Genomic DNA, 21,328 nt, shown 5'->3' on the forward strand with positions numbered 1-21,328 from the left:
CCGGCGGCCCAACGTACCGGCCCGGCCACGCACGGCGTCATTCGCACACGGCCGCCCTGCGCCGCGCCGGCGCGAACGCCACCGCGCTCGCGGTCGCGAGCACGGCCACGCCCGCCGCGCCGTACACCATCACCCAGCCGAACCCGTGCACGAGCGCCACATGCAGCGCCGCGCCGGTCGGGTCGGCCTGCGCAAGCGCCGGCGCGATCGCCTGCAACCCGTCGGTGCGGCCCGACGCGATCTCCTGCGCGAGCCGGCGCAGCGCCGCGTCGCCGATCGCGCCCGCCGCCCCGCCCTTCAGGCTCGCGACGATCCCCGCGACCAGCACGAAGCCCATCGCCGCGATGTTCAGCGCGAGCGAGATCATCCGCGCGCTCATGTCGATGCCCGACGCCATCCCGGCCCGCGCGCTCGGCACCGCGCCCGTCGTCGTGTTGGTGACGGGCGTGTTCGTGAGCCCGAGCCCGATGCCGGCGATCACGCAGCCAGGCAGCATCGTGAGCCAGCTCGCGTGGTCGGCCGCGCTGCCGAGCCGCATCAGCGCGAAGCCGGCCGCGATCGTGAACAGGCCGCCCGGAATCACGACGCCCGGCCCGTAGCGCAGCGCCAGCCGTTCGCCGAACGGCGGCGCGACCAGCGTCGGCAGTGTGTAGGCGAGCAATGCAAGACCGGCCGTCACGCTGTCGTAGCCGAGCGCGACCTGGAACCAGATCGGCAGGTAGATCATGAACGGCCAGAAGCTGAAGTTCATCCCCATCGAGCCGAAGATCGCGCCGGTAAACGCGCGAATCCGGAACACGGAGAAGTCGAACATCGGCCGCGCGCTGGCGCGTTCCGCGACGAAGAAACCGGCCACTGCGAGCACGGTCGCGCCGAGCACGCCGAGGCCGGCGGCGCTCGTCAGCCCGAGCTCCGCGCCCTGCGTGATGTAAAACGCGAGGCCGAGCACCGCGAGCGACAGCGTGACGATGCCCGCGACGTCGAGCGTGCCCGCATGCGGATCGCGCGACTCCTGCACCGCGCCGCCGATCAGCGCGAGCGCGACGGCCGCGAGCGGCGCATGGACGAGGAACACCCACGGCCAGCTCGCCAGCGCGACGATCGCACCACCGACGATCGGCCCGAAGCCGAGCCCGATCCCGAACACGATCCCCCAGATCCCGAATGCACGGCCGCGCTCGCGGCCCTCGCGGAACTGGTGCGACAGCACGGCAATCTGGCAGATCAGCATCGCGCCGCCGCTGGCGCCCTGCAGCAGCCGGCCCGCGACCAGCACCGGCACGTTCGGCGCGAGCCCGCACAGCAGCGACGTCGCGCCGAACAGCACGGTGCCGATCACGTATACGCGCTTGCGGCCGAACCGGTCGGCGAGCGTGCCGGCCGCCATCAGCACCGTCGTGCACGCGATCGTGTACGCATTCATGATCCACTGCATGCCGTTGAAGTCGCCGTGCAGCACGTGTTCGAGCGTCGGCAGGATCACCGGCACGCTCGAGATTTCGAGGCCGAACATCAGCGACGTGAGACAGACGGCCGCGAGCGCGACCGCATTCCTGCGGGAGTCGGATAGCGTCATGCGTATTGCGCCGCGGCCCGGCAACGGGCCGTGCGCCTCCAGGTGAGAAGGATTCGCCGCGTGCGGCCGGCGACGCACGCTGGACGGGAATCGGTACTATAGTGAGAATTTCAATCCCCATTGACGCACCTGCTTCTCCTGACTGGGGAATCACAGGACTCAATCAACACAACCTGCCATGACTGACAGACTCGACGGCGTGACGACCTTCGTCCAGGTGGTGGAATCGGGCAGCTTCGCGCTCGCCGCGGAGCGGCTCGACATGACGCGCTCGGCCGTCGGCAAGGCGGTCGCGCGGCTCGAGAAGCGGCTCGGCGCGCGGCTTTTGCAGCGCACGACGCGCAGCCAGAGCCTGACCGACGACGGCCAGGCGTACTACGACCGCTGCGTACGTGCGCTGTCGGAACTGGAAGCGGCGGAAGCCGATCTCGACTGCGGCCGCAACGAGGCGCGCGGCAAGCTGCGCCTGAGCGTGCCGCTCGCGTTCGGGCACCACTGCGTGATGCCGATCGTGCTCGACCTCGCGCGCACTTATCCGCATCTGCGGATCGACGTGTCGATCACCGACCGCTTCGTCGATCTCGTCGAGGAAGGCATCGATCTCGCGGTGCGGATCGGCACGCTCGCGGACAGCACGAGCCTCGCGGTGCGGCGGCTCGGCACGCAATACGGCAGCCTCGGCGCGGCGCCGTCGTATCTCGCGCGCTACGGGATGCCTAAGACGCTCGACGACCTGAAGCACCACCGGACGATCGCGTATTCACGCTCGGGCGTGATTCAGCCGTGGGACCTGCGCGCGCCGGACGGCTCGACGGTGCGCGTCGACATGCCGCACCAGCTCAGTTTCGACGACGTGCAGGCGATCGCGGCCGCCGGCGCGTCGGGGTTCGGGATCGCATGGCTGCCGAGCTGGCTGCTCGACCACTACGTGAAGCGCGGCGAGATGACGGTCGTGCTCGACCGCTGCTTCGTCTGCGAAGGCGACATCCACGCGATCTGGCCGAAAACACGTTATCTGCCGCGCAAGACGCGCTGCGTGATCGACGCGCTCGCGCAGGCGATTCCGCCGATGATCGAGCGCCAGGATCAAACGAGGTGAGGTGAAACCGACGCGCCGCGCGGCGCGTCGGGTCATCACGCCGCGCCGAGGTCGGCGAGCGGATGCGCGAACAGCTTCCACGGCGACGTCAGGAAATGCCGCACACGTTCGGCGCGCAGCTCGACGAGCGACGCGGGCGCCCAGCGCGGCTTGCGATCCTTGTCGACGAGATGCGCGCGCACGCCCTCGCAGAAATCGCCTTCCTCGATCGCGCGCGCGACGATGCCGAGCTCCATCCGGAACGATTCGGCGAGCGTCATCTGCCGGCCGCGCAGCAGCGCCTCGCGCGTCACGTGCAGCATCGTCGGCGAATGGCCGGCGAGCGCATCGAGCGTCGCCTGCAGCCATTGACGGTGCTCGCGCGACAGCTCTTCACGAGCGAGATCCTGCGTCAGCGTCGCGACGATCCGCTCGACGGTCGAGCGTTTGTCGAAGTGGCGGACGATCCACGGCATCTGGCTGTCGAGCGTCGCATGCGGCACGACGTTGCACGGCGGCTCGAACACCTTGCGCAGCAACGGCAGCGCATCGCCGTCCCACTTGACGCTCTCGATGCGCGTCTCGAACGTGTCGAGCCACGCGGACGGCACGCACAGGTCCGCGAGCTTCGCGGCCAGCGCGTCGGCGCCCGACAACATCGCGCCGGTCAGCCCGACATACAACTCGAGTTCGACCGGCATGCGCGACAGGAAATGCGTCGCGCCGACATCGGGCACGAGGCCGATGCGCGTCTCCGGCATCGCGATCCTGCTGCGTTCGGTGGCCACGCGCAGCGCCGCGCCCTGTGCGAGGCCCATGCCGCCGCCCATCGTCACGCCGTCCATCAGCGCGACCACCGGCTTCGGGAACGTGTGGATCGCGTAGTCGAGCCGGTATTCGTCGACGAAGAACGGCAGCCAGGTTTCGCGCTGAGCCACCATCCGGTACAGCGCACGCACGTCGCCGCCCGCGCAGAAGCCCTTCTCGCCCGCGCCGCGCAGCACGACCGCGACGATCTGGTCGTCGTCACGGCAGCGCTCGAGGAGCGCGGCCAACTCGCCGATCATCGCGTACGACAGCGCGTTGAGCGCGGCCGGCCGGTTCAGCGTGATCAGCGCCACGCGGTTCACCACGCGGAACAGCACCTCGGGCGCATGCTCCGCGAACCCATCGTGATTCGTCACCGGCGTGCTCATCGTTGCGGCTCTCCCTCGGTATGCCATTGCGGCGCGCGCTTGCCGAGAAACGCGGCCACGCCTTCGCGCGGGTCGTTCGTGTCGAACAGGTCGACGAAGCGCTCGCGCTCTACCGCGAGCGCCGCGCCGCGCGGCACGCCGCGGCGTGCAAGGCCGATCAGCTCCTTGCTGTACGCGACCGCGTGCGGGCTTTGCCGTGCGACGTTACGGGCCAGCGCCAGCGCCGCATCGCGTGCGGCCCCGCTTTCGACCACGTCTTCGACGAGGCCGATCCTGAGCGCGGTGGCCGCATCGACGCGCGCGCCGGTCAGGATGATCTTCTTCGCCCAGCCTTCGCCGACGAGCCAGGGCAGCGTCTGCGTGCCGAGCCCGCACGGCAGCAGGCCGACCGACGGCTCGGGCAGCGCCATCTGCGCATGCGTCTCGGCGATCCGCAGGTCGCAGGCCAGCGCACATTCGAGACCGCCGCCCATCGCATAGCCGTTGATCGCCGCGATCGTCACGACGCGCGCATCGTGCAGCGCCTCGAACGCCGCGCCGAAGCGCGACGCCATCGCGCGCGCGACCGCGCGGTCGCCGTCGGCGAACGTGTTGAGATCGGCGCCGGCGCTGAAGAACTTCGGGCCGTCGCCGGTGATCACCAGCGCGCGCACGCGCGGGTTCGCATTCAGTTCGGCGACGGTTGCCTGCAATTGCCGCAGCCCGTCGGCGGTAAAGGCGTTCGCGGGCGGACGCTTGAGCGTCGCGCACGCGATCGCGCCGTCGTCGACGTAGTCCAGTTCGATCATCACGCGTCCTTCTTCGTTGCCGGTTGGTACAGGCGGATCACCGCCGAGAAATCGAGCTGCCCGTCGCCGCGGCTGCTCATCGTCTGGTACAGCTGCTGCGCGAGCGCGCCGAGATAGACGGGCTGGCGCGCCTGCTTCGCCGCATCGTTCGCGAGGCCGAGATCCTTCAGCATCAGGTCGGTGCCGAAGCCGCCCGAGTAGCCGCGCGACGACGGCGCGGTCTCGATCACGCCCGGATACGGGTTGTAGGTATCCGAGCTCCAGCAGCGGCCCGTCGACGTGTTGACGATGCCGGCCAGCACCTTCGGGTCGATGCCGAGCGCGACGCCCAGCGACATCGCCTCCGACACGGCCGCCATCGAGATGCCGAGCACGAGGTTGTTGCAGACCTTCGCAACCTGCCCCATGCCCGTCGCGCCGCAGTGGACGATGTTCTTGCCCATGCCCGCGAGCACCGGCTTCACGCGCTCGAAATCCACATCGCTGCCGCCGACCATGAAGGTCAGCGTGCCGGCCGCCGCGCCGCCGGTGCCGCCCGAAACGGGCGCATCGACGAACGCGCCGCCGTGCTCGCGCACCAGCGCGCCGAACGCCTGCGCGCTCGCCGGGTCGATCGTGCTCGAATCGATCACCGTCGCGCCCGCGCCGAGGCCGGCCAGCACGCCGTTCTCGCCGGACAGCACCGAACGCACGTGCGGCGCGGCCGGCAGCATCGTGATCACGAACGTCGCGCCCGACGCCGCATCGCGCGGCGACGCGGCCACCTGCGCGCCGGCATCCTGCAGCGCGCGCAATGCGTCGGCGCTCAGGTCGAACGCGTGCACTTCATGGCCCGCCTTCAGCAGGTTCAGCGCCATCGGCGCGCCCATGTGGCCGAGGCCGATAAATCCGATTTTCATTTTCGTGTCCTCCGCCGCTCAATGCAGCCGGATCGTCGTATTCACCGGGCCGGCCGTCGTGTCGTCGTCGAACCAGCGCGCGGTGACCGTCTTGGTCTGCGTATAGAACTGCACGACCTGCTTGCCGTACGGGCCGAGATCGCCGAGCTTCGAGCCGCGCGAACCGGTGAAGCTGAAGAACGGCACGGGCACCGGAATCGGGATGTTGATGCCGACCTGGCCGATGTCGATCTCGCTCTGGAACTTGCGTGCGGCCGCGCCGCTCTGCGTGAACAGGCCCACGCCGTTGCCGAACGGGTTCGCGTTGACGAGCGCGATCGCGTCGTCGAGCGTGTCGGCTTCCATCACGACCAGCACGGGCCCGAAGATTTCGTGCGTATAGACCGACATGTCGGGCGTCACGCCCGAGAAGATCGTCGGGCCGATGAAGTTGCCTTGCTCGTAGCCGGGCACCGTCACGTCGCGGCCGTCGAGTTCGAGCTTCGCGCCTTCCTTCACGCCCGTTTCGACCAGCGACAGGATGCGCGCCTTCGCGCCGCGCGAGACGACCGGCCCGACGTCGGTGCCCGCTTCCGAGCCCGCGTTGACCTTCAGCGCCTTCGCCTTCGCGACGATGTCCGGCAGCCAGTCGCGCGCGTTGCCGACGAGCACGGCGACCGACGTCGCCATGCAGCGCTGGCCGGCCGCGCCGAAGCCCGCGCCGACGAGCGCGTTGATCGCCTGCTCGCGGTTCGCGTCGGGCAGCACGACCGCATGGTTCTTCGCGCCCATCATCGACTGCACGCGCTTGCCGTTCGCGCTGCCGAGGTTGTAGACGTGCGTGCCGACCGCAGTCGAGCCGACGAACGAGATCGCCTTCACGAGCGGGTGCGTGCAGATCGCGTCGACGACTTCCTTGCCGCCGTGCACGACGTTCAGTACCCCTTTCGGTATGCCGGCCTCGATCGCGAGTTCGACGAGTTCCATCGTCGACATCGGGTCCTGCTCGGACGGCTTCAGCACGAACGTGTTGCCGCACACGATCGCCATCGGGAACATCCACAGCGGAATCATCGCGGGGAAGTTGAACGGCGTGATGCCCGCGCACACGCCGAGCGGCTGCCGCAGCGTGTAGGTGTCGACGCCGCCCGCGACGTTCTCGGCGAATTCGCCGAGCTGCAGCGAGCCGATCGAGCACGCGTGCTCGACCACTTCGAGGCCGCGGAAGATGTCGCCTTCCGCATCGGGAATCGTCTTGCCCTGCTCGGCCGTCAGCGTCTTCGCGATGCGCTGCTGGTTCGTGCGCACCAGATCCTGGAACTTCAGCATGATGCGCATGCGCGCGGCGATCGGCGTGTTCTTCCACGTCGCATAGGCGGCGTGCGCGGCCTGCACGGCCGCGTCGACTTCCGCGACGGTCGCGAACGGCACGCGCGCGAGCACCTGCTGCGTCGCCGGGTTGACGATGTCGCGCCACTCGTTCGTGGCGGACTCGACGAAGGCGCCGTCGATCAGCAGCTTGACCGTCGGCACGTCTTGCCCCGTACGGGGCGTCGGATTCGCGTTCATCGATCCTTTCTCCTGGCAGAGGGCCGCGAAGCGGAATTCCGCCCGGCGGCCGGTTCAATTCGGCTGCGGGTGCCGGCCGCGGAATGCGGCGCGCGCGGCCCGCGGTCGGTCATTTCAGTTCTGCGGCGAAATCTTCTTCCCAGTATTCGCCGGGCATTCGCGCGGTCACGTCGTCGCCGCGCTCGATTTCGCGGCGGCGCAGCTCGACGCGACGGATCTTCCCCGAGATCGTCTTCGGCAATTCCGCGAACTGCAGGCGGCGGATGCGCTTGTACGGCGCGAGCTTCTCGCGCGAGAAACGGAAGATTTCCAGCGCGAGCGCGGGGCTTTCCTCGTAGCCTTGCCGCAGCGTGATGAAGGTCTTCGGCACCGACAGCCGCACGGGGTCGGGGCTCGGCACCACGGCCGCCTCGGCAATCGCCGGATGCTCGATCAGCACGCTCTCGAGTTCGAACGGGCTCAGCCGGTAGTCGGACGACTTGAACACGTCGTCCGCGCGACCGATGTACACGTAGTAACCGTCGTCGCGGCGCATCGCGATGTCCGACGTGCGGTAGTGGCCGTCGCGCATCGCGTAGGCCGTCGCGTCGGGGTTGTTCGCGTAGCCGTTCATCAGCCCGACCGGGCGCGTGACGTCCGCGCCGATCGGCAACGCGACCTCGCCTTCGGTCACGGGCGCGCCGTCCGGATCGAGCAGCGCGATCCGGTAGCCGGGCAGCGGCCGGCCCATCGAGCCCGCGACGACCGGCTGGCCGGGCGAGTTGCCGATCAGGCAGGTCGTCTCGGTCTGGCCGTAGCCATCGCGGATCGCGATGCCCCACGCCTTCTTCACGCGTTCGATGATCTCGGGATTCAGCGGCTCGCCTGCGCCGACGATCTCGCGCAGCTTCACGTCGAACGACGCGAGCGGCTGCTGGACGAGCATGCGCCATACGGTGGGCGGCGCGCACAGCGTCGTCACCTGGTATTTGACGAGCGCATCGAGCACGACCTTCGGCTCGAAGCGCGCGTAGTTGAATGCGAACACGCACGCCTGCGCGTTCCACGGCGCGAAGAAGCAGCTCCACGCGTGCTTCGCCCAGCCCGGCGAGCTGATGTTCCAGTGGATGTCGCCCGGCTGCAGGCCGATCCAGTACATCGTCGACAGATGGCCGACCGGATAGGTGCGGTGCGTATGCTCGACGAGCTTCGGCTTCGACGTCGTGCCCGACGTGAAGTACAGCAGCATCGGATCGTTCGCGTGCGTGACGGCGTCCGGCTCGAACGCGGCGCTCGCCGCGTAGCCGTCGTTCATCGCGAGCCAGCCCTCGCGCGGCGTGCCGGCGACGATTTTCTGCTTGAGGCCGAGATCGGCCTGCTCGAACTTCGCGGTTTCGTTCTCGTCGACGATCGCGTATTTCGCGCCGCCGATCCGCACGCGGTCGCGCACGTCGTCGGGCGACAGTTGCGTGGTGGCGGGCAGCACGATCGCGCCGAGTTTCATCGCGGCGAGCATCGCGTCCCACAGCTCGACACGGTTCGGCAGCATCAGCAGGATCCGGTCGCCGCGCACGACGCCGATCGAGCGCAGCCAGTTCGCGATCCGCGACGAGCGCTCGGACATCTGCGCGAACGAGTACGGATCGCCCGTGCCGGTCGCCGCGTCGACGATCCACAGCGCGGGCTGGTCGTTGCCGCGCGCCATCGGGTCGAAGTAGTCGAGCGCCCAGTTGAACGCATCGAGCACCGGCCACTCGAACTCGCGGTATGCGGTTTCGTAGTCGGTGCGATGGCGCAGCAGAAAGTCGCGTGCGTCCAGGAATGCCTGTACCGTCATCGTGTCGTCTCCTGTCGGTGAGAGTTAGCGCTTTAGCGCTTACTCTCGCCCCATGCCCTGCGCGGTCGACCCACGTTAGCGCTTTAGCGCTTACGCCGGCCCCATGCCCTGGCAAGTCTCCATGCCTCGCGGTCAACCGGCGCATGCGCCGCAGCCCATGCCCGATTCCCTGTTGCGCGGCGCACGGTCACGTCGTTGCGTGCCGCGTTCACCGCGCTGCCCTCGTGCCCTGCGTGATGCTTCGATCGGTGCGACCGTCGCGACTCAAAGCTGCCGCGCGATCACCATCCGCTGCACTTCGCTGGTGCCCTCGTAAATCTGCGTGATGCGCGCGTCGCGATAATGACGCTCGACTTCGTAATCGACCAGGTAGCCGTAGCCGCCATGGATCTGGATTGCGTCCGAGCACACGCGCTCGGCCATCTCGGATGCGAACAGCTTCGCCTGCGACGCTTCCGACAGGCACGGCAGCCCGGCCGTGCGCAGCTTCGCCGCGTGATGCACGAGCAGGCGCGCGGCGTTGATCTGCACGGCCATGTCGGCGAGCTTCTGCTGGATCGCCTGATGCTCGGCGATCGGCTTGCCGAACTGCACGCGCTCGCCCGCATAGCGGCGCGCCTTGTCGAACGCCGCGCGCGCGATGCCGAGCGCCTGCGCGGCGATGCCGATGCGCCCGCCCTCGAGGTTCGACAGCGCGATCTTCAGCCCTTCGCCGCGATTGCCGAGCAGGTTCTCTTCCGGAATCGCACAGTTCTCGAACGTGATCGCGCACGTATCCGACGCGCGGATGCCCATCTTCTTCTCGGGCTTGCCGACGATGAAGCCCGGCGTGTCGGTCGGCACCAGGAACGCGGAAATGCCGCGCTTGCCGGCCTCCGGGTCGGTCATGGCAAAAACGATCGCGATACCCGCGCGCTGGCCGTTGGTCACGAACTGCTTCGCGCCGTTCAGCACCCAATGGCCGTCGCGCAGTTCCGCCCGCGTGCGCAGGTTGTGCGCCTCGGAGCCCGCATGCGGCTCGGTCAGGCAGAACGCGCCGATCACGCGGCCGGACGCCATGTCGGCCAGCCAGCGCTCCTTCTGCGCCGGCGTGCCGAAACCGAGGATCGGCCCGCAGCCGACCGAGTTGTGCACGCTCATCATCGTCGCGCACGCGGCGTCGCCGGCCGCGACCTCCTCCATCGCCAGCGCGTAGGCGACGTAGTCCGTATACGCGCCGCCCAGCTCCTGCGGCACGATCATCCCGAGCAGGCCGAGTTCGCCGAGCTGCGCGACGACGGCATCGGGCAGGTGCGCGTCGTGATCCCACTGCGCGGCGTTCGGCGCCAGCACCTCGGTGGCAAAAGCGCGCGCGGCATCGCGAATCATCCGCTGGTCTTCGGTGTAAAGCTCGTCCATGGTGCTGCTGTCTCCCGCGGCCGCCGGGCGCGACCGTCCTTGCGTTTCGATGCAACAAGTGTAGGCAAGCCTGCGCGACTGTTCGATGCTCGCGTCGCTCATTTACACTGAGCGTTTTTGCCACACCGGCGGCACGGATGAAGCAGGAAGACAAGGGAACCGTCGCGATCAGCCTCGTCGCTTACAGCGTCGCGCTCGCCACCCGGCGCGACGTCGCGGCCGAGCCGCTGCTCGCGCAGGCCGGCATCGCGCCCGCGCTGCTCGCGCAGCCGCGCGCGCGCGTGTCCGCGCAGCAATACGGCGCACTGTGGAATGCGATCGCGCGCGCACTTGACGACGAGTTTTTCGGGCAGGATCGCCACCCGATGCGGTGCGGCAGCTTCATCGCGATGAGCCAGGCCGCGCTGTCCGCGCGCGACGGGCTGCACGCGCTGGCGCGCGCGGTGAATTTCATGCACTGCGTGCTCGACGACCTGCATGCGGAGCTCGACGCGAACCCGCAGCGCGTGCGGCTGCGTTTCGTGCACCGCAACACCGGCGCGACGCCCGCGATGTTCACGTATGCGACCTATTTCATCATCGTCTACGGGCTCACCTGCTGGCTGATCGGGCGGCGCATTCCGCTCCTGCATGCGAGCTTCCGCTGCGACACGCCGCCGGCCGACCACGAATACCCGTCGATGTTCTGCGACGACATGCGTTTCAACGAACCCGATTCGTATGTCGATTTCGATCCCGAATTCGCGACGCTGCCGGTCGTGCAGAACGCCAAGACGCTGAAGACGTTCCTGCGCAACGCGCCGGCGAGCTTCATCGTCAAGTACCGCAACCCGAACGCGCTCGCGCAGCGCGTGCGCACGGTGCTGCGCGGGATGCCGCCCGCCGCGTGGCCGGGCGCGGGCGGGATGGCCGCGCGGCTGCACGTGGCCGAGGCCACGCTGCGCCGCAAGCTGCACCAGGAAGGCCATGCGTACCAGTCGATCAAGGACACGCTGCGGCGCGATCTCGCGTTCGAGGCGCTGGCCGACCCCGCACGCACGATCGCCGACGTCGCGGCGGCGACCGGCTTCGCGGAACCCAGCGCGTTCTACCGCGCGTTCCGCAAATGGAGCGGTCGCAGCCCGGCAGACTATCGCGACGAAGTGCTCGCGCGGGGCGGCGGCGCGAGCTGAATCCGGCCGGCGCGGCCGTGGTTTCGCGCTTTACGCTGAAACCGCCTAATCTTTAAGCATCGGGCCCAGGCCCTTTCCGCAAGCCGGACGACACGCGGTCGCGCGCCGCCCGGACGTAGCAATGCACTTTCATCGTCACGGGTTGCCGCCGGCGCCTGCCGCGCCCGACGGCCACCCTCGTCGCCCGCTGTCCGCGCGGGTCGCACGCGTCGCGCTGTTCGCGGCGCTGCTCGCCGTATGCGCCGCGGCCGCCGCGCCGCCGCCCGCCGAGGCGCCCGCCGCCGCGCGCCCGGTTATCGTGATCCCCGTCAACGGCGCGATCGGGCCGGCCAGCGCCGATTTCATCGTGCGTTCGCTCGACCGCGCCGCCCGCGAGCACGCGCCGCTCGCGATCCTGCAGCTCGACACGCCCGGCGGCCTCGATACGTCGATGCGGCAGATCATCAAGGCCATCCTCGGCTCGCCCGTGCCGGTCGCCGCGTTCGTCGCGCCGGGCGGCGCGCGGGCCGCGAGCGCGGGCACCTACATCGTCTATGCGAGCCACTTCGCGGCGATGGCGCCCGGCACCAATCTCGGCGCCGCGTCGCCCGTGCAGATCGGCGTCGGCGGCGCCACGCCGCCGGGCGCGACGCCCGCCGCACCACGGGCGCCCCCGGCCGGGATGCCGGGTGCATCGGGAACCTCGGGCACGTCGCCGGCCGCGCTGCCGGCCGACACGCAATCGACCGAGATCCGCAAGGCGATGCAGGATGCCTCGGCCTATATCCGCGGCCTCGCACAGTTGCGCGGGCGCAATGCCGAATGGGCCGAGCGCGCGGTGCGCGAAGCCGTCAGCCTGTCGGCCAGCGAAGCGCGCGCGCAGCACGTCGTCGACCTGATCGCGCAGGATCCGGCCGACCTCGCGCGCCAGCTCGACGGCCACAGCGTGACGACCACCGCCGGCACGGTGCGGCTCGCAACCGCGCATGCGCCGCTCGTGGTGGTCGAACCCGACTGGCGCAGCCGCTTCCTGTTGATCATCGCCGATCCGAACGTCGCGCTGATCCTGCTGACGATCGGCATCTACGGCCTCTTCTTCGAGTTCGCGAACCCCGGCTTCGTGCTGCCGGGCGTCGTCGGCACGATCTGCCTGCTGGTCGGGCTGTTCGCGATGCAGTTGCTGCCGATCAGCTACGCGGGTCTCGGCCTCGTGCTGCTCGGTCTCGGCTGCCTCGTCGCCGAGGCGTTCCTGCCGACCTTCGGCGTGCTCGGTTTCGGCGGGATCGTGTCGTTCACGATCGGCGCGCTGATGCTGATCGACACCGATGTGCCCGGCTACGGGATTCCGTGGCCCGTGATCGGGAGCCTGGCGCTCGGCGGCGGGCTGCTCGTCGCGGGCGTGTCGAGCGTCGCGCTGCGCGCGCGGCGCCGGCCGGTCGTGACGGGCGCCGAGGCGATGGTCGGCAGCATCGGCGAAGTGCTCGACGACGGCCTGCTTGCCGACCAGCCGCACGGCGCGGCGGGCGCCGCGCCATCGGCCGCGGGCTGGGTGCGCGTGCATGGCGAGCGCTGGCGCGTCGCGAGCAGCGTGCCGCTCGCCGCTGGCTGCCGCGTGCGTGTCACCGGCCGCCACGGATTGCTGCTCACCGTCGCGCCGCTCTACGACATGCCGACGCAGGAACAACAACACCAGGGAGAACCAACATGATGGGTTACACGTTCGGCTTCAGCAGCGTCCTGATCGTCTTTGTCGTGGTGCTCGTCGCGTCGTCGATCCGCATCTTCCGCGAGTACGAGCGCGGCGTCGTGTTCATGCTCGGCCGGTTCTGGAAAGTGAAGGGGCCGGGGCTCGTGCTGATCATCCCGATCGTCCAGCAGGTCGTGCGGATCGACCTGCGCACCGTCGTGTTCGACGTGCCGCCGCAGGACGTGATCACGCGCGACAACGTGTCGGTGAAGGTCAATGCGGTCGTGTATTTCCGCGTCGTCGATCCGGAGAAGGCCGTGATCCAGGTCGCGCGCTTCTTCGACGCGACCAGCCAGCTCTCGCAGACGACGCTGCGTTCGGTGCTCGGCAAGCACGAGCTCGACGCGCTGCTCGCCGAGCGCGAGCAGCTGAACGCCGACATCCAGAAGACGCTCGACGCGCAGACCGATGCGTGGGGGATCAAGGTGTCGACGGTCGAGATCAAGCACGTCGACCTGAACGAGACGATGGTGCGCGCGATCGCGCGGCAGGCCGAGGCCGAGCGCGAGCGGCGCGCGAAGGTGATTCATGCGGAAGGCGAATTGCAGGCGTCGGAGAAGCTGCTGCAGGCCGCGCAACGGCTCGCGCTGCAGCCGCAGGCGATGCAGCTGCGCTACCTGCAGACGCTGACGACGATCGCGGCCGACAAGAACTCGACGATCGTGTTTCCGTTGCCGATCGATCTGGTGGGGGCGTTGGTGGACCGGTTGGGCTCGCCGCGCGAGCGCTGAGACGCTCGTTTTCCGGCCCGCGCGGCGCTGCCATCGATCCCGATGGACGCGGGGCCGCAACGGCCCGGCGCCCGGCGCACGTCAAGCCAGCAGCTTGCGCTCGGTCTTGCCGTACTTGATCGACTTCTCGTCCGGGATCATCAGGCCCGTGCGCTCGTCGCGACCCTGCAGCAGGAAGCGCGCGTCCGACTTGCCGATCTGTTCGGCCGCGAGCTTGCTGTCCGCGCCGATCTCGCCCTTCTTCATCCGGTTGACGATCACGCCGGCCGCGGTGTCCTTGAAGTCGCGCAGCATCCACGCGTCGCCGTCGCTGTCGCCGAACACCAGCAGCGGGCCGTAGCCCTTCTTCGACTCGAGGACGTTGCGGATGCCCACCGTCTTGCCGGGCCCCCAGTTGAAATGCCAGCCGGCCGGATACGTGCTCGTGTACTTGCCGTCCCGCATGTCGAGACGCAGGCCGATCACGTTCCCGGGCGGCACGCCGTAGCCATAGTTCGGATTGCCGGCGAACACGCGCACGACATCGTCGAGCGACGCCGTGCTCACGTACACGTCGATGCCGTTCGCACGCAACGTGTGCATCACCGCGCGGATTTCCTCATGAATGCGAATCCCGTGGAAATGCGTGTCGGCCACCACGCCGGCCTTGCCCGGCAGCGTCTTCGGGCTTTCGTAGCGGGTCTTGCGCAGCGCGTCGCCGATGCCGTAGTCGTTCGACGCTTCCGCCATCGCCTGCAGCTCGGCGGTCGTCATGTTCTTGTAGAAGTAGATGATCCACTTGTAGCCGATCTCGAGCGGATGCGTGTCGCAGATCGCGTCGTACATGAAGTACAGCTTCGCGCGGAAATCCTTGAACTGATCGGTCTCGCGAATCTCGTCGAGGCTCTTGTCGCCGCCGAATCCCTTGTAGTTCGCGTAGAGCCAGCGATAGTCGGATTCGACATCGGCCGCGAGGTCTTCCATCGTCACCGGCTTGCCGTCCACCGTCGTGTAGTCCTTCATGAAGGCGCCCTTCGGCACGTCCTTCCACATCACGTCGACGAATTCGTCCGGCGTCAGCTTGTACTGCAGATGGTTGATCTGGTACATCAGCAGCGCCTCTTCGCAGTCGTTCATGATGCACGTGTTGTCCCAGTCGAACACCGCGTACGGGCGGCGCTTTTCGTCGTAGCGCGCGCTCGCGACGCCATGCTGGTCGAGCACCGCCTGCAGGCGCGCGGCGTTGAACGGCGACCAGCGGCCCGGGTCCAGCGCATCCGGCGCGGTTGCGCTCTTCGCACCGGCCGTGCCGGCCTTGAGCATCAGCGACGTCGCAGCGGTCGCCGCGGCAAGGGTATTCATGAACTGGCGGCGTTGCATGGTCTCTCTCCGTGGAAATGTCGAATTGGCTTCAGTCACTACCCCGCGCGGCGCACTCCGCGCACCGGCGGCTCATCAGCGCGGCGAAGCCGGGACGGCTTCGAACTGGGGGCGAATGATGTGACGAAATTATTTCGGCAATTTGACAACGTCACGTCGCGACGCGACGCGAAGTTGATCCGGCACGACATGGCGGGCCGTCGCAAGGCGGCCGCACGCACGGCCATCCGGCCCCAACCTCCGGAAACCTAGAGTCTCCGCTCCATTTCGGCCCTTCATTAGGAGAAATCCTCATCTCCGGGGGCTGGCGCGCCACGCCGAACCGGCTATTATCGTTACATTACTCAATGGCACATTAAATGCTGACTGAATAATTCGCGACGGGAACGCCAGCGGATGCATTCCGGATCAGCGCCCCCCGCTTTGCACAGGCCCCGAGTAAGCGCCGAAGCGCCAACGCTGGCCGACATTTGGAGACGCATCATGGCTGACCACCCGCTGCCGGAAGTCCACCTCGACGAGCTGCCGCAATTCCGCGCGCTCCAGCAGCTTGCCTACCGCTGCGTCGAAACCGTCGGCGCGATGCTCTACCCCGGCATCACCGAAAAGGCCGCCGCGCGCCTGCTGACCGAATGGCTGCAGGACAACGGCGTGCACGACTGGCTGCACAAGCCGTTCGCGTGGTTCGGCGACCGCACCGCGTTCGAGGGCTTCTCGGGCCTCAAGCACATGGGCGGCTTCAATCTCGCGTTCTTCCCGAGCAACCGCCAGCTCGAGACCGACATGCCGGTGATCCTCGACGTCGCGCCCGTGCTCGACGGCATCGTGGCCGACGTCGGCTACGCGCACTGCCTCGGCCGCAACCCGATCCTCGAACAGCTCCAGGACGACCTGATGGACCATCGCGACATGATCGTGCGGCTCGTGAAGGAGCGCCGGTCGATGGCCGAGGTCGCGCAGGAAGTCGACGCACTGTGCCGCCGCCAGGGCGTCGAGCCGCGCCACAAGGCCTATCCGTTCAAGGTGCTCGCGCATCGCGTCGCGAAGATCCACAAGCTCTCGAAGCCGCACTTCGTCGCACGCTTCGGGCTGAACGCGACACGCAACCTGCTGCTCGACCAGGGCCGCGCGGCGAAACAGCAAGGCTGGTCGCCGCTGTGGTCGATCGACCGCCGCTCCGAGCATGCGCCCGTGCCGGGCCTGTGGGCCGTCGAGCCGCATCTCGGCTTCGACGGCGTCGGCGCGAAATTCGAGGAACTGCTCGTGATCACCGACGACGACGCGTACTGGCTCGACGACGACCTGCCGCACGTGCGCCGCTGGCAGCGCCGCCAGGCCGAGCGCAAGCAAGCCGTCGCGACCGTACCGGCCGCCGCCTGACGCGCCCCCGCACCCTTCCTCCCGAATCCCTGAACGACGGACTCACGATGCAGCCTCTTTCCGACGAAGCGCCGCTGGCCCTGTTCGAATCGGTTCATGGCGAGACGGCGGTCGCCTCGGGCGACCTGACGCTCGCGGTCAGGATCTGGGGCGACCCGGCCCGTTCGCCGGTCGTGCTCGTCCACGGCTATCCCGACGACAGCAGCGTCTGGCAGCACGTCGCGCCGCTGCTCGCGCGCAAGCACTACGTGATTGCGTACGACGTGCGCGGCGCGGGCCTGTCCGGCGTGCCGAAGCGCACGGCCGACTACCACCTTGCGAAACTGACCGACGACTTCGTCGCGGTGATCGACGCACTCTGCCCCGGCCGCGCCGTGCACCTGATCGCACACGACTGGGGCTCGATCCAGGGCTGGGAATTCGTCACCGACCCGCGCCTTGCCGGCCGCATCGCGTCGTACACGTCGTGCTCGGGACCCTGCCTCGACCACGTCGGCTTCTGGCTGCGCGAACGCGTGCTGCACCCGACGCCCGCGTCGTTGGCCAAGCTCGGCGGCCAGATCGTGCGATCGTGGTACGTGTACCTGTTCCACCTGCCGTTCATCCCCGAACTCGGCTGGCGGCTGTGGCTCGGCCGCGCATGGCCGGGCCTGCTGCGCCGGCTCGAGAAGACGCCCGCCGCGCCGCGCGCGACGCAGGCCGATGACGGTGCGCGCGGCGTGCGTCTCTATCGCGCGAACTTCATCCGCTGCCTGTTCGCGCCGCGCGAACGCTACGCGCATGCGCCGGTGCAGACGATCGTGCCGCTCGGCGACAAGTACGTGAGCCCCGCGCTGTCCGAGAACCTGTCGCGCTGGGTGCCGCAGTACTACCGCCGCGAGGTCGCGGCCGGCCACTGGCTGCCGCTCGCCGATCCCGCGCGCTTCGCGGGCCTCGCCGGGCAGTTGATCGACGCGGTCGAATCGGGCAACGAACCGCCCGCGCTCGCGAACGCGCGCCGCCGCGCAACCAGCGGGCGCTTCAGCGGCAAGGTCGCGGTCGTCACCGGCGCGGGCAGCGGCATTGGCCGCTGCGCGGCGCTCGCGTTCGCACGCGAAGGCGCGACGGTCGTCGCGTGCGACATCGATCTCGCCAGCGCCGAACGCACCGCGCTGCTGATCGGGCTGACCGGTGCGCAGGCACACGCGAAACGCGTCGACGTCGGGTCCGCCGACGCAATGGAAGCGCTCGCCGGCTGGGTCGGCAGCGACCTCGGCGGCGCGGACATCGTGATCAACAACGCGGGCATCGGCATGGCCGGCGGCATCCTCGACACGAGCACGCGGCACTGGGAGCGCATCCTGCACGTGAACCTGTGGGGCGTGATCCACGGCTCGCGGCTGTTCGCGCAGCAGATGGCCGCACGCGGCACCGGCGGCCACATCGTCAACACCGCGTCGGCCGCCGCGTTCGGGCCGTCGCGCGACCTGCCCGCGTACGCGACGACGAAGGCCGCCGTGCTGATGCTCAGCGAATGCATGCGGGCGGAACTCGCGGAGCAAGGCATCGGCGTGACGGCCGTGTGCCCCGGCTTCGCGGAAACCGGAATCATGGCATCGACGCAGTACGCGGGCGCCAACGCGCAGGACGAAGCGCGGCTGCGCAAGCGCGCGACGAAGCTGTACCAGATGCGCGGCCTGAAACCCGAAACCGTCGCGCAGGCGATGGTCGACGGCGTGCTGCGCAACCGCCCGGTCGTCGCGGTCGGCGGCGAGGCGCACGCGATGCGCTTCGTCGGCCGCTTCATGCCGTGGCTCGGCCGGATGATCGCCCGCGTCAGCATGGCATCGCATTGACGGCGCATGACGCCGCACAGGGAGACACAGATGACCGCTACCGCCGAATACCACAAGATCAAGGCCCGGCACGTGAAGTTCGACTTCAGCGACACGCCGATTACCTGGGTGCCGAACGACCCGGGCAGCACGCACATCATCAACACGCTGAACCTGCTGTTCCCGGAAGGCGAGCTGTGGTTCTGCCGCGTGTACAACAAGGCGCTGCCGCTGATCACCGATGCACGCCTGCACGACGAGGCCGAAGGCTTCCTGCGGCAGGAAGCCGTGCATTCGCGCTCGCACGGCGGCGTGCTCAAGCACTACTACGACCGGCACGGGATCGACACGAAGCCGTTTACGCAAAAGCTCAACCGGCTGTTCACGCGCGTGCTCGGCGAGCAGCCGCTCGGGCTGAAGATCGGCCATACGCGTTTCTGGCTGCGCCAGCAGCTCGCGGTGATCGCGTCGCTCGAGCATTTCTTCGGCTATCTCGGCAACTGGGTGCTCAACGCGCACGGGCTCGACGAAGGGAAAGCCGACCCGACGATGGTCGACCTGCTGCGCTGGCACGGCGCCGAGGAAGTCGAGCACCGCACCGTCGCGTTCGACATCTACCGGCACATGGGCGGCACCTATCCGGAGCGCTGCATGCACATGGCGTTCGTGATCCTGCTGCTGCTCTACTACATCACGACCGGCGCGAAGTTCATGTACCGGCGCGACCCGGACGCCGGCCGCTACCCGGGCTTCGCGCTCGCGTGGTGGCAGGGTTCGCGGCGCGGGCACCTGCCGTCGTTCTGGAAGGTGATCGGTGCCGCGCTGCGCTATTTCAAGCCGGGCTATACGCCGCACCACGAAGGCTCGACCGAGCAGGCGCTCGACTATCTCGCGCGCTCGCCGGCCGCGCAGGCGGCCGCGCACGGCGGCAACTGGGGCACGACGAAGGGTGCGTAAAACGGGTTTCTTGCGGGCGCCGCGGGCGGCGTCCGCCGAAATGCGTACAATCGCGGCTTCATTTCCCGGAGGTGCCGCGATGGCCATGAAGAAAACCGATCTCGAAAAGAACAAGGCGCTCAAGCTGACGCAAGCGATGAAGCAGCCGGGCGGCGCACGTTTCGGCAAGGGCGCCGACGACGCCGCCAAGCTCGACCGCCGTGCGCAGCGCAAGCTCGACCAGGAACAGGGGCTTGTGCCGTTCGCGTGCAAGCTCAACGCCGAACTCGTCGAACAACTGAAGGCACGCGCGGCAACGCACCCGGAAGGGATGACGGGCCTGTTGTCCGAACTGCTCGTGAACGGGCTCGCGCAACGCGACGCGTAACCGCCACGCATCTCGAAATTACCGTTGACATTGCTGCGCTGCCACGACACACTCGTTCGCATGCCTACGTTCAAGCTCATCGCCATCGCGAATCATTGCCCGGTGAACATTCGAAAGAATGGATCACGGGAGGCGCTTGTGCGTTAGCATCCGAGCAGTACCGCATGTCACACAAGGCCTCACCGGAAACGGATGAGGCCTTTTTGTTCTGGTGCGCGTCATCCGTCCGGCTCAATGAATGGAGAAGACGATGGACCAGGCAAGCCAGCTGTTTGACCGTTCCGATCGGCGCCGCGCCGGCACGATCGCGTTACCGACTGTCGTGATCCGCTTCGCGGTCGCGCCGCGCACGACGATGACCTGGCGCGCGCCGCAAGACGCGGAAATCCGCGCGCACGGCGCGGCGCTGTGGATCACGCGCCCGCCGAGCGTCGACGATTACTGGGTGCAGCCCGGCGACGTGCTGCGCATCGCGCGCGGCGACCGCATCTGGCTCGGCACCGATGCCGACCGACCGGCCGAAGCGTCGATCACGACCGCTTACGTCCGGCGCGGCGAGCGCTTCAGACGCACGCTCGCACAAGTGCAACGTTTGCTCGTCGGGGTATGGCGAAGGAGTGGATGAGCGACGCGCCGTCACGCACGCGAGACGCGGAACGGCCGCGACCGGAAACGGACGCACCCGCGGCGCAACCCGCCGCGGGTGCGCATCGAATGACGCGGCAAGCAGGTACGTGCCGCGAGCGATCGCACGATGCGCAGCACCTGATGCAGCACGTGCATCAGGTGCTGGCGGCGAGACGCGGGCCCGTGCTTCGGGGAGTGGAATCAAGGTCGGGACGTTGCGAGGCCTGCGAGGTCACCCACGGATCGATGCCTTGCTTCTGCACCTCCTCGAGGAATGACACACGTGTGCGCCAGTAATCCGCCTGTAATTTCGCATCGATGACGCGCTGTTCGGCTGTGAACAGTTCCATGCGCGCCGTCACGAGCATCGACGCGGCGGTTTTTTCCGGCGTGGGGGCGTGTCGCATCGCCCAACGGCTGATCCAGTTCAACATGCTGACCTCCGTGATTGCGGACGAACCCGCATCGGGCAATCGCAATCGGCCGTGCCTGCCCGAACGCGCAACGGCCTTGACCGCCATTCACCGCCTGGCCTGCACGGACTGCGACTCCCCCGCGTCGGCAATTACCGGCCGGCGTGTGCATGCGCGGTGTATCTATCCTAGAAAGACTTGCCGGTTTACGCGATGGGGTCTTGCAATCTTTTACACAGAAACCACAGTCGCCCCCGCATCGCGAAATGACAGTTGCGGGCGGGACGGCTTCGGCGCAGGATAGCCCGATATCTGCAGCCGCCTGGGCTGCCGAATGGCCGCTGCACGCCGCTGCGCAATCGCACCGGTCGCGCGCACGTTCACGCGCATCCGATGCCCGCACCACGTGCGTGCAGCATGCGGGCGCTCCATTTCAGGCGAATGTCATCGTGCACCTGCCACGCGCGCTGCGTGCGCACCGTT

General features: G+C 68.5%; 18 protein-coding genes. 9 read left to right on the forward strand and 9 right to left on the reverse strand.

Annotation, left to right across the window (positions count from 1 at the left end):
• Positions 1 to 37: 37 nt before the first annotated feature.
• Positions 38 to 1,576, reverse strand: a complete 1,539-nt coding sequence (locus tag BFF94_RS12305; protein WP_219139387.1) for an MFS transporter — start codon at positions 1,574 to 1,576, stop codon at positions 38 to 40.
• A 178-nt stretch (positions 1,577 to 1,754) separates the two neighbouring features.
• On the opposite strand from BFF94_RS12305, the gene BFF94_RS12310 reads away from it, so the two are divergent.
• On the forward strand, positions 1,755 to 2,675 hold the full coding sequence (locus BFF94_RS12310; RefSeq protein WP_128845532.1) for a LysR family transcriptional regulator: 921 nt from the start codon (positions 1,755 to 1,757) through the stop codon (positions 2,673 to 2,675).
• Between the two features lie 35 nt (positions 2,676 to 2,710).
• Here BFF94_RS12310 and BFF94_RS12315 read toward each other — a convergent pair whose 3' ends face one another.
• The 6 genes from BFF94_RS12315 to BFF94_RS12340 form a co-directional block, all read right to left on the reverse strand.
• Complete coding sequence (locus tag BFF94_RS12315; RefSeq protein ID WP_128845535.1) at positions 2,711 to 3,850, reverse strand: enoyl-CoA hydratase/isomerase family protein; 1,140 nt, start codon at positions 3,848 to 3,850, stop codon at positions 2,711 to 2,713.
• Positions 3,847 to 4,638: an enoyl-CoA hydratase gene (locus BFF94_RS12320; RefSeq protein WP_128845537.1), complete on the reverse strand. Its 792-nt coding sequence runs from the start codon at positions 4,636 to 4,638 to the stop codon at positions 3,847 to 3,849. The genes BFF94_RS12315 and BFF94_RS12320 overlap by 4 nt, the downstream gene beginning before the upstream one ends.
• Positions 4,638 to 5,537, reverse strand: a complete 900-nt coding sequence (gene mmsB, locus BFF94_RS12325) for a 3-hydroxyisobutyrate dehydrogenase (protein ID WP_219139388.1) — start codon at positions 5,535 to 5,537, stop codon at positions 4,638 to 4,640. Before mmsB ends, BFF94_RS12320 begins: the two co-directional genes overlap by 1 nt.
• An 18-nt stretch (positions 5,538 to 5,555) precedes the next feature.
• Entirely contained in the window at positions 5,556 to 7,085 is a 1,530-nt protein-coding gene (locus BFF94_RS12330; RefSeq protein ID WP_219139389.1) for a CoA-acylating methylmalonate-semialdehyde dehydrogenase, read from the reverse strand.
• Between the two features lie 109 nt (positions 7,086 to 7,194).
• Complete coding sequence (locus BFF94_RS12335) at positions 7,195 to 8,901, reverse strand: AMP-binding protein (protein ID WP_219139390.1); 1,707 nt, start codon at positions 8,899 to 8,901, stop codon at positions 7,195 to 7,197.
• A gap of 264 nt (positions 8,902 to 9,165) precedes the next feature.
• On the reverse strand, positions 9,166 to 10,299 hold the full coding sequence (locus tag BFF94_RS12340) for an acyl-CoA dehydrogenase (RefSeq protein ID WP_128846489.1): 1,134 nt from the start codon (positions 10,297 to 10,299) through the stop codon (positions 9,166 to 9,168).
• Between the two features lie 137 nt (positions 10,300 to 10,436).
• Here BFF94_RS12340 and BFF94_RS12345 point away from each other — a divergent pair, with 137 nt between their 5' ends.
• The 3 genes from BFF94_RS12345 to BFF94_RS12355 all read left to right on the forward strand — a co-directional run bounded on the left by BFF94_RS12345 (position 10,437) and on the right by BFF94_RS12355 (position 13,928).
• Positions 10,437 to 11,471: an AraC family transcriptional regulator gene (locus BFF94_RS12345; protein ID WP_219139391.1), complete on the forward strand. Its 1,035-nt coding sequence runs from the start codon at positions 10,437 to 10,439 to the stop codon at positions 11,469 to 11,471.
• Positions 11,472 to 11,592: 121 nt separating this feature from the next.
• The gene (locus tag BFF94_RS12350) at positions 11,593 to 13,158 is read left to right on the forward strand and encodes an NfeD family protein (RefSeq protein WP_219139392.1); all 1,566 of its coding nucleotides are present in this window, start codon (positions 11,593 to 11,595) and stop codon (positions 13,156 to 13,158) included.
• Positions 13,155 to 13,928, forward strand: a complete 774-nt coding sequence (locus BFF94_RS12355) for a slipin family protein (protein WP_128850420.1) — start codon at positions 13,155 to 13,157, stop codon at positions 13,926 to 13,928. The genes BFF94_RS12350 and BFF94_RS12355 overlap by 4 nt, the downstream gene beginning before the upstream one ends.
• 81 nt (positions 13,929 to 14,009) lie before the next feature.
• On the opposite strand, the gene BFF94_RS12360 is transcribed toward BFF94_RS12355, so the two are convergent.
• Positions 14,010 to 15,287, reverse strand: coding sequence for an HAD family hydrolase (locus tag BFF94_RS12360; RefSeq protein ID WP_128850418.1), 1,278 nt, complete (start codon positions 15,285 to 15,287; stop codon positions 14,010 to 14,012).
• Between the two features lie 483 nt (positions 15,288 to 15,770).
• On the opposite strand from BFF94_RS12360, the gene BFF94_RS12365 reads away from it, so the two are divergent.
• From BFF94_RS12365 to BFF94_RS12385, 5 genes are all read left to right on the forward strand, one after another.
• A complete protein-coding gene (locus tag BFF94_RS12365) occupies positions 15,771 to 16,667 on the forward strand; it encodes a M24 family metallopeptidase (protein ID WP_128850415.1) in 897 nt (298 codons plus the stop codon).
• A 47-nt stretch (positions 16,668 to 16,714) separates the two neighbouring features.
• A complete protein-coding gene (locus BFF94_RS12370) occupies positions 16,715 to 18,502 on the forward strand; it encodes an SDR family oxidoreductase (RefSeq protein WP_219139393.1) in 1,788 nt (595 codons plus the stop codon).
• 30 nt (positions 18,503 to 18,532) lie between these two features.
• The gene (locus BFF94_RS12375) at positions 18,533 to 19,438 is read left to right on the forward strand and encodes a metal-dependent hydrolase (protein ID WP_128850413.1); all 906 of its coding nucleotides are present in this window, start codon (positions 18,533 to 18,535) and stop codon (positions 19,436 to 19,438) included.
• Between the two features lie 79 nt (positions 19,439 to 19,517).
• Positions 19,518 to 19,805, forward strand: a complete 288-nt coding sequence (locus BFF94_RS12380; RefSeq protein WP_128850411.1) for a hypothetical protein — start codon at positions 19,518 to 19,520, stop codon at positions 19,803 to 19,805.
• Positions 19,806 to 20,055: 250 nt separating this feature from the next.
• A complete protein-coding gene (locus tag BFF94_RS12385; RefSeq protein ID WP_128850409.1) occupies positions 20,056 to 20,430 on the forward strand; it encodes a DUF2917 domain-containing protein in 375 nt (124 codons plus the stop codon).
• 157 nt (positions 20,431 to 20,587) lie between these two features.
• Here the strand turns inward: BFF94_RS12385 and BFF94_RS12390 are convergent, their stop codons facing one another.
• Positions 20,588 to 20,866, reverse strand: coding sequence for a hypothetical protein (locus tag BFF94_RS12390; protein ID WP_128850407.1), 279 nt, complete (start codon positions 20,864 to 20,866; stop codon positions 20,588 to 20,590).
• Positions 20,867 to 21,328: the final 462 nt, after the last annotated feature.

It is taken from the genome of Burkholderia catarinensis (genome assembly GCF_001883705.2).
Lineage (GTDB): Bacteria > Pseudomonadota > Gammaproteobacteria > Burkholderiales > Burkholderiaceae > Burkholderia > Burkholderia catarinensis.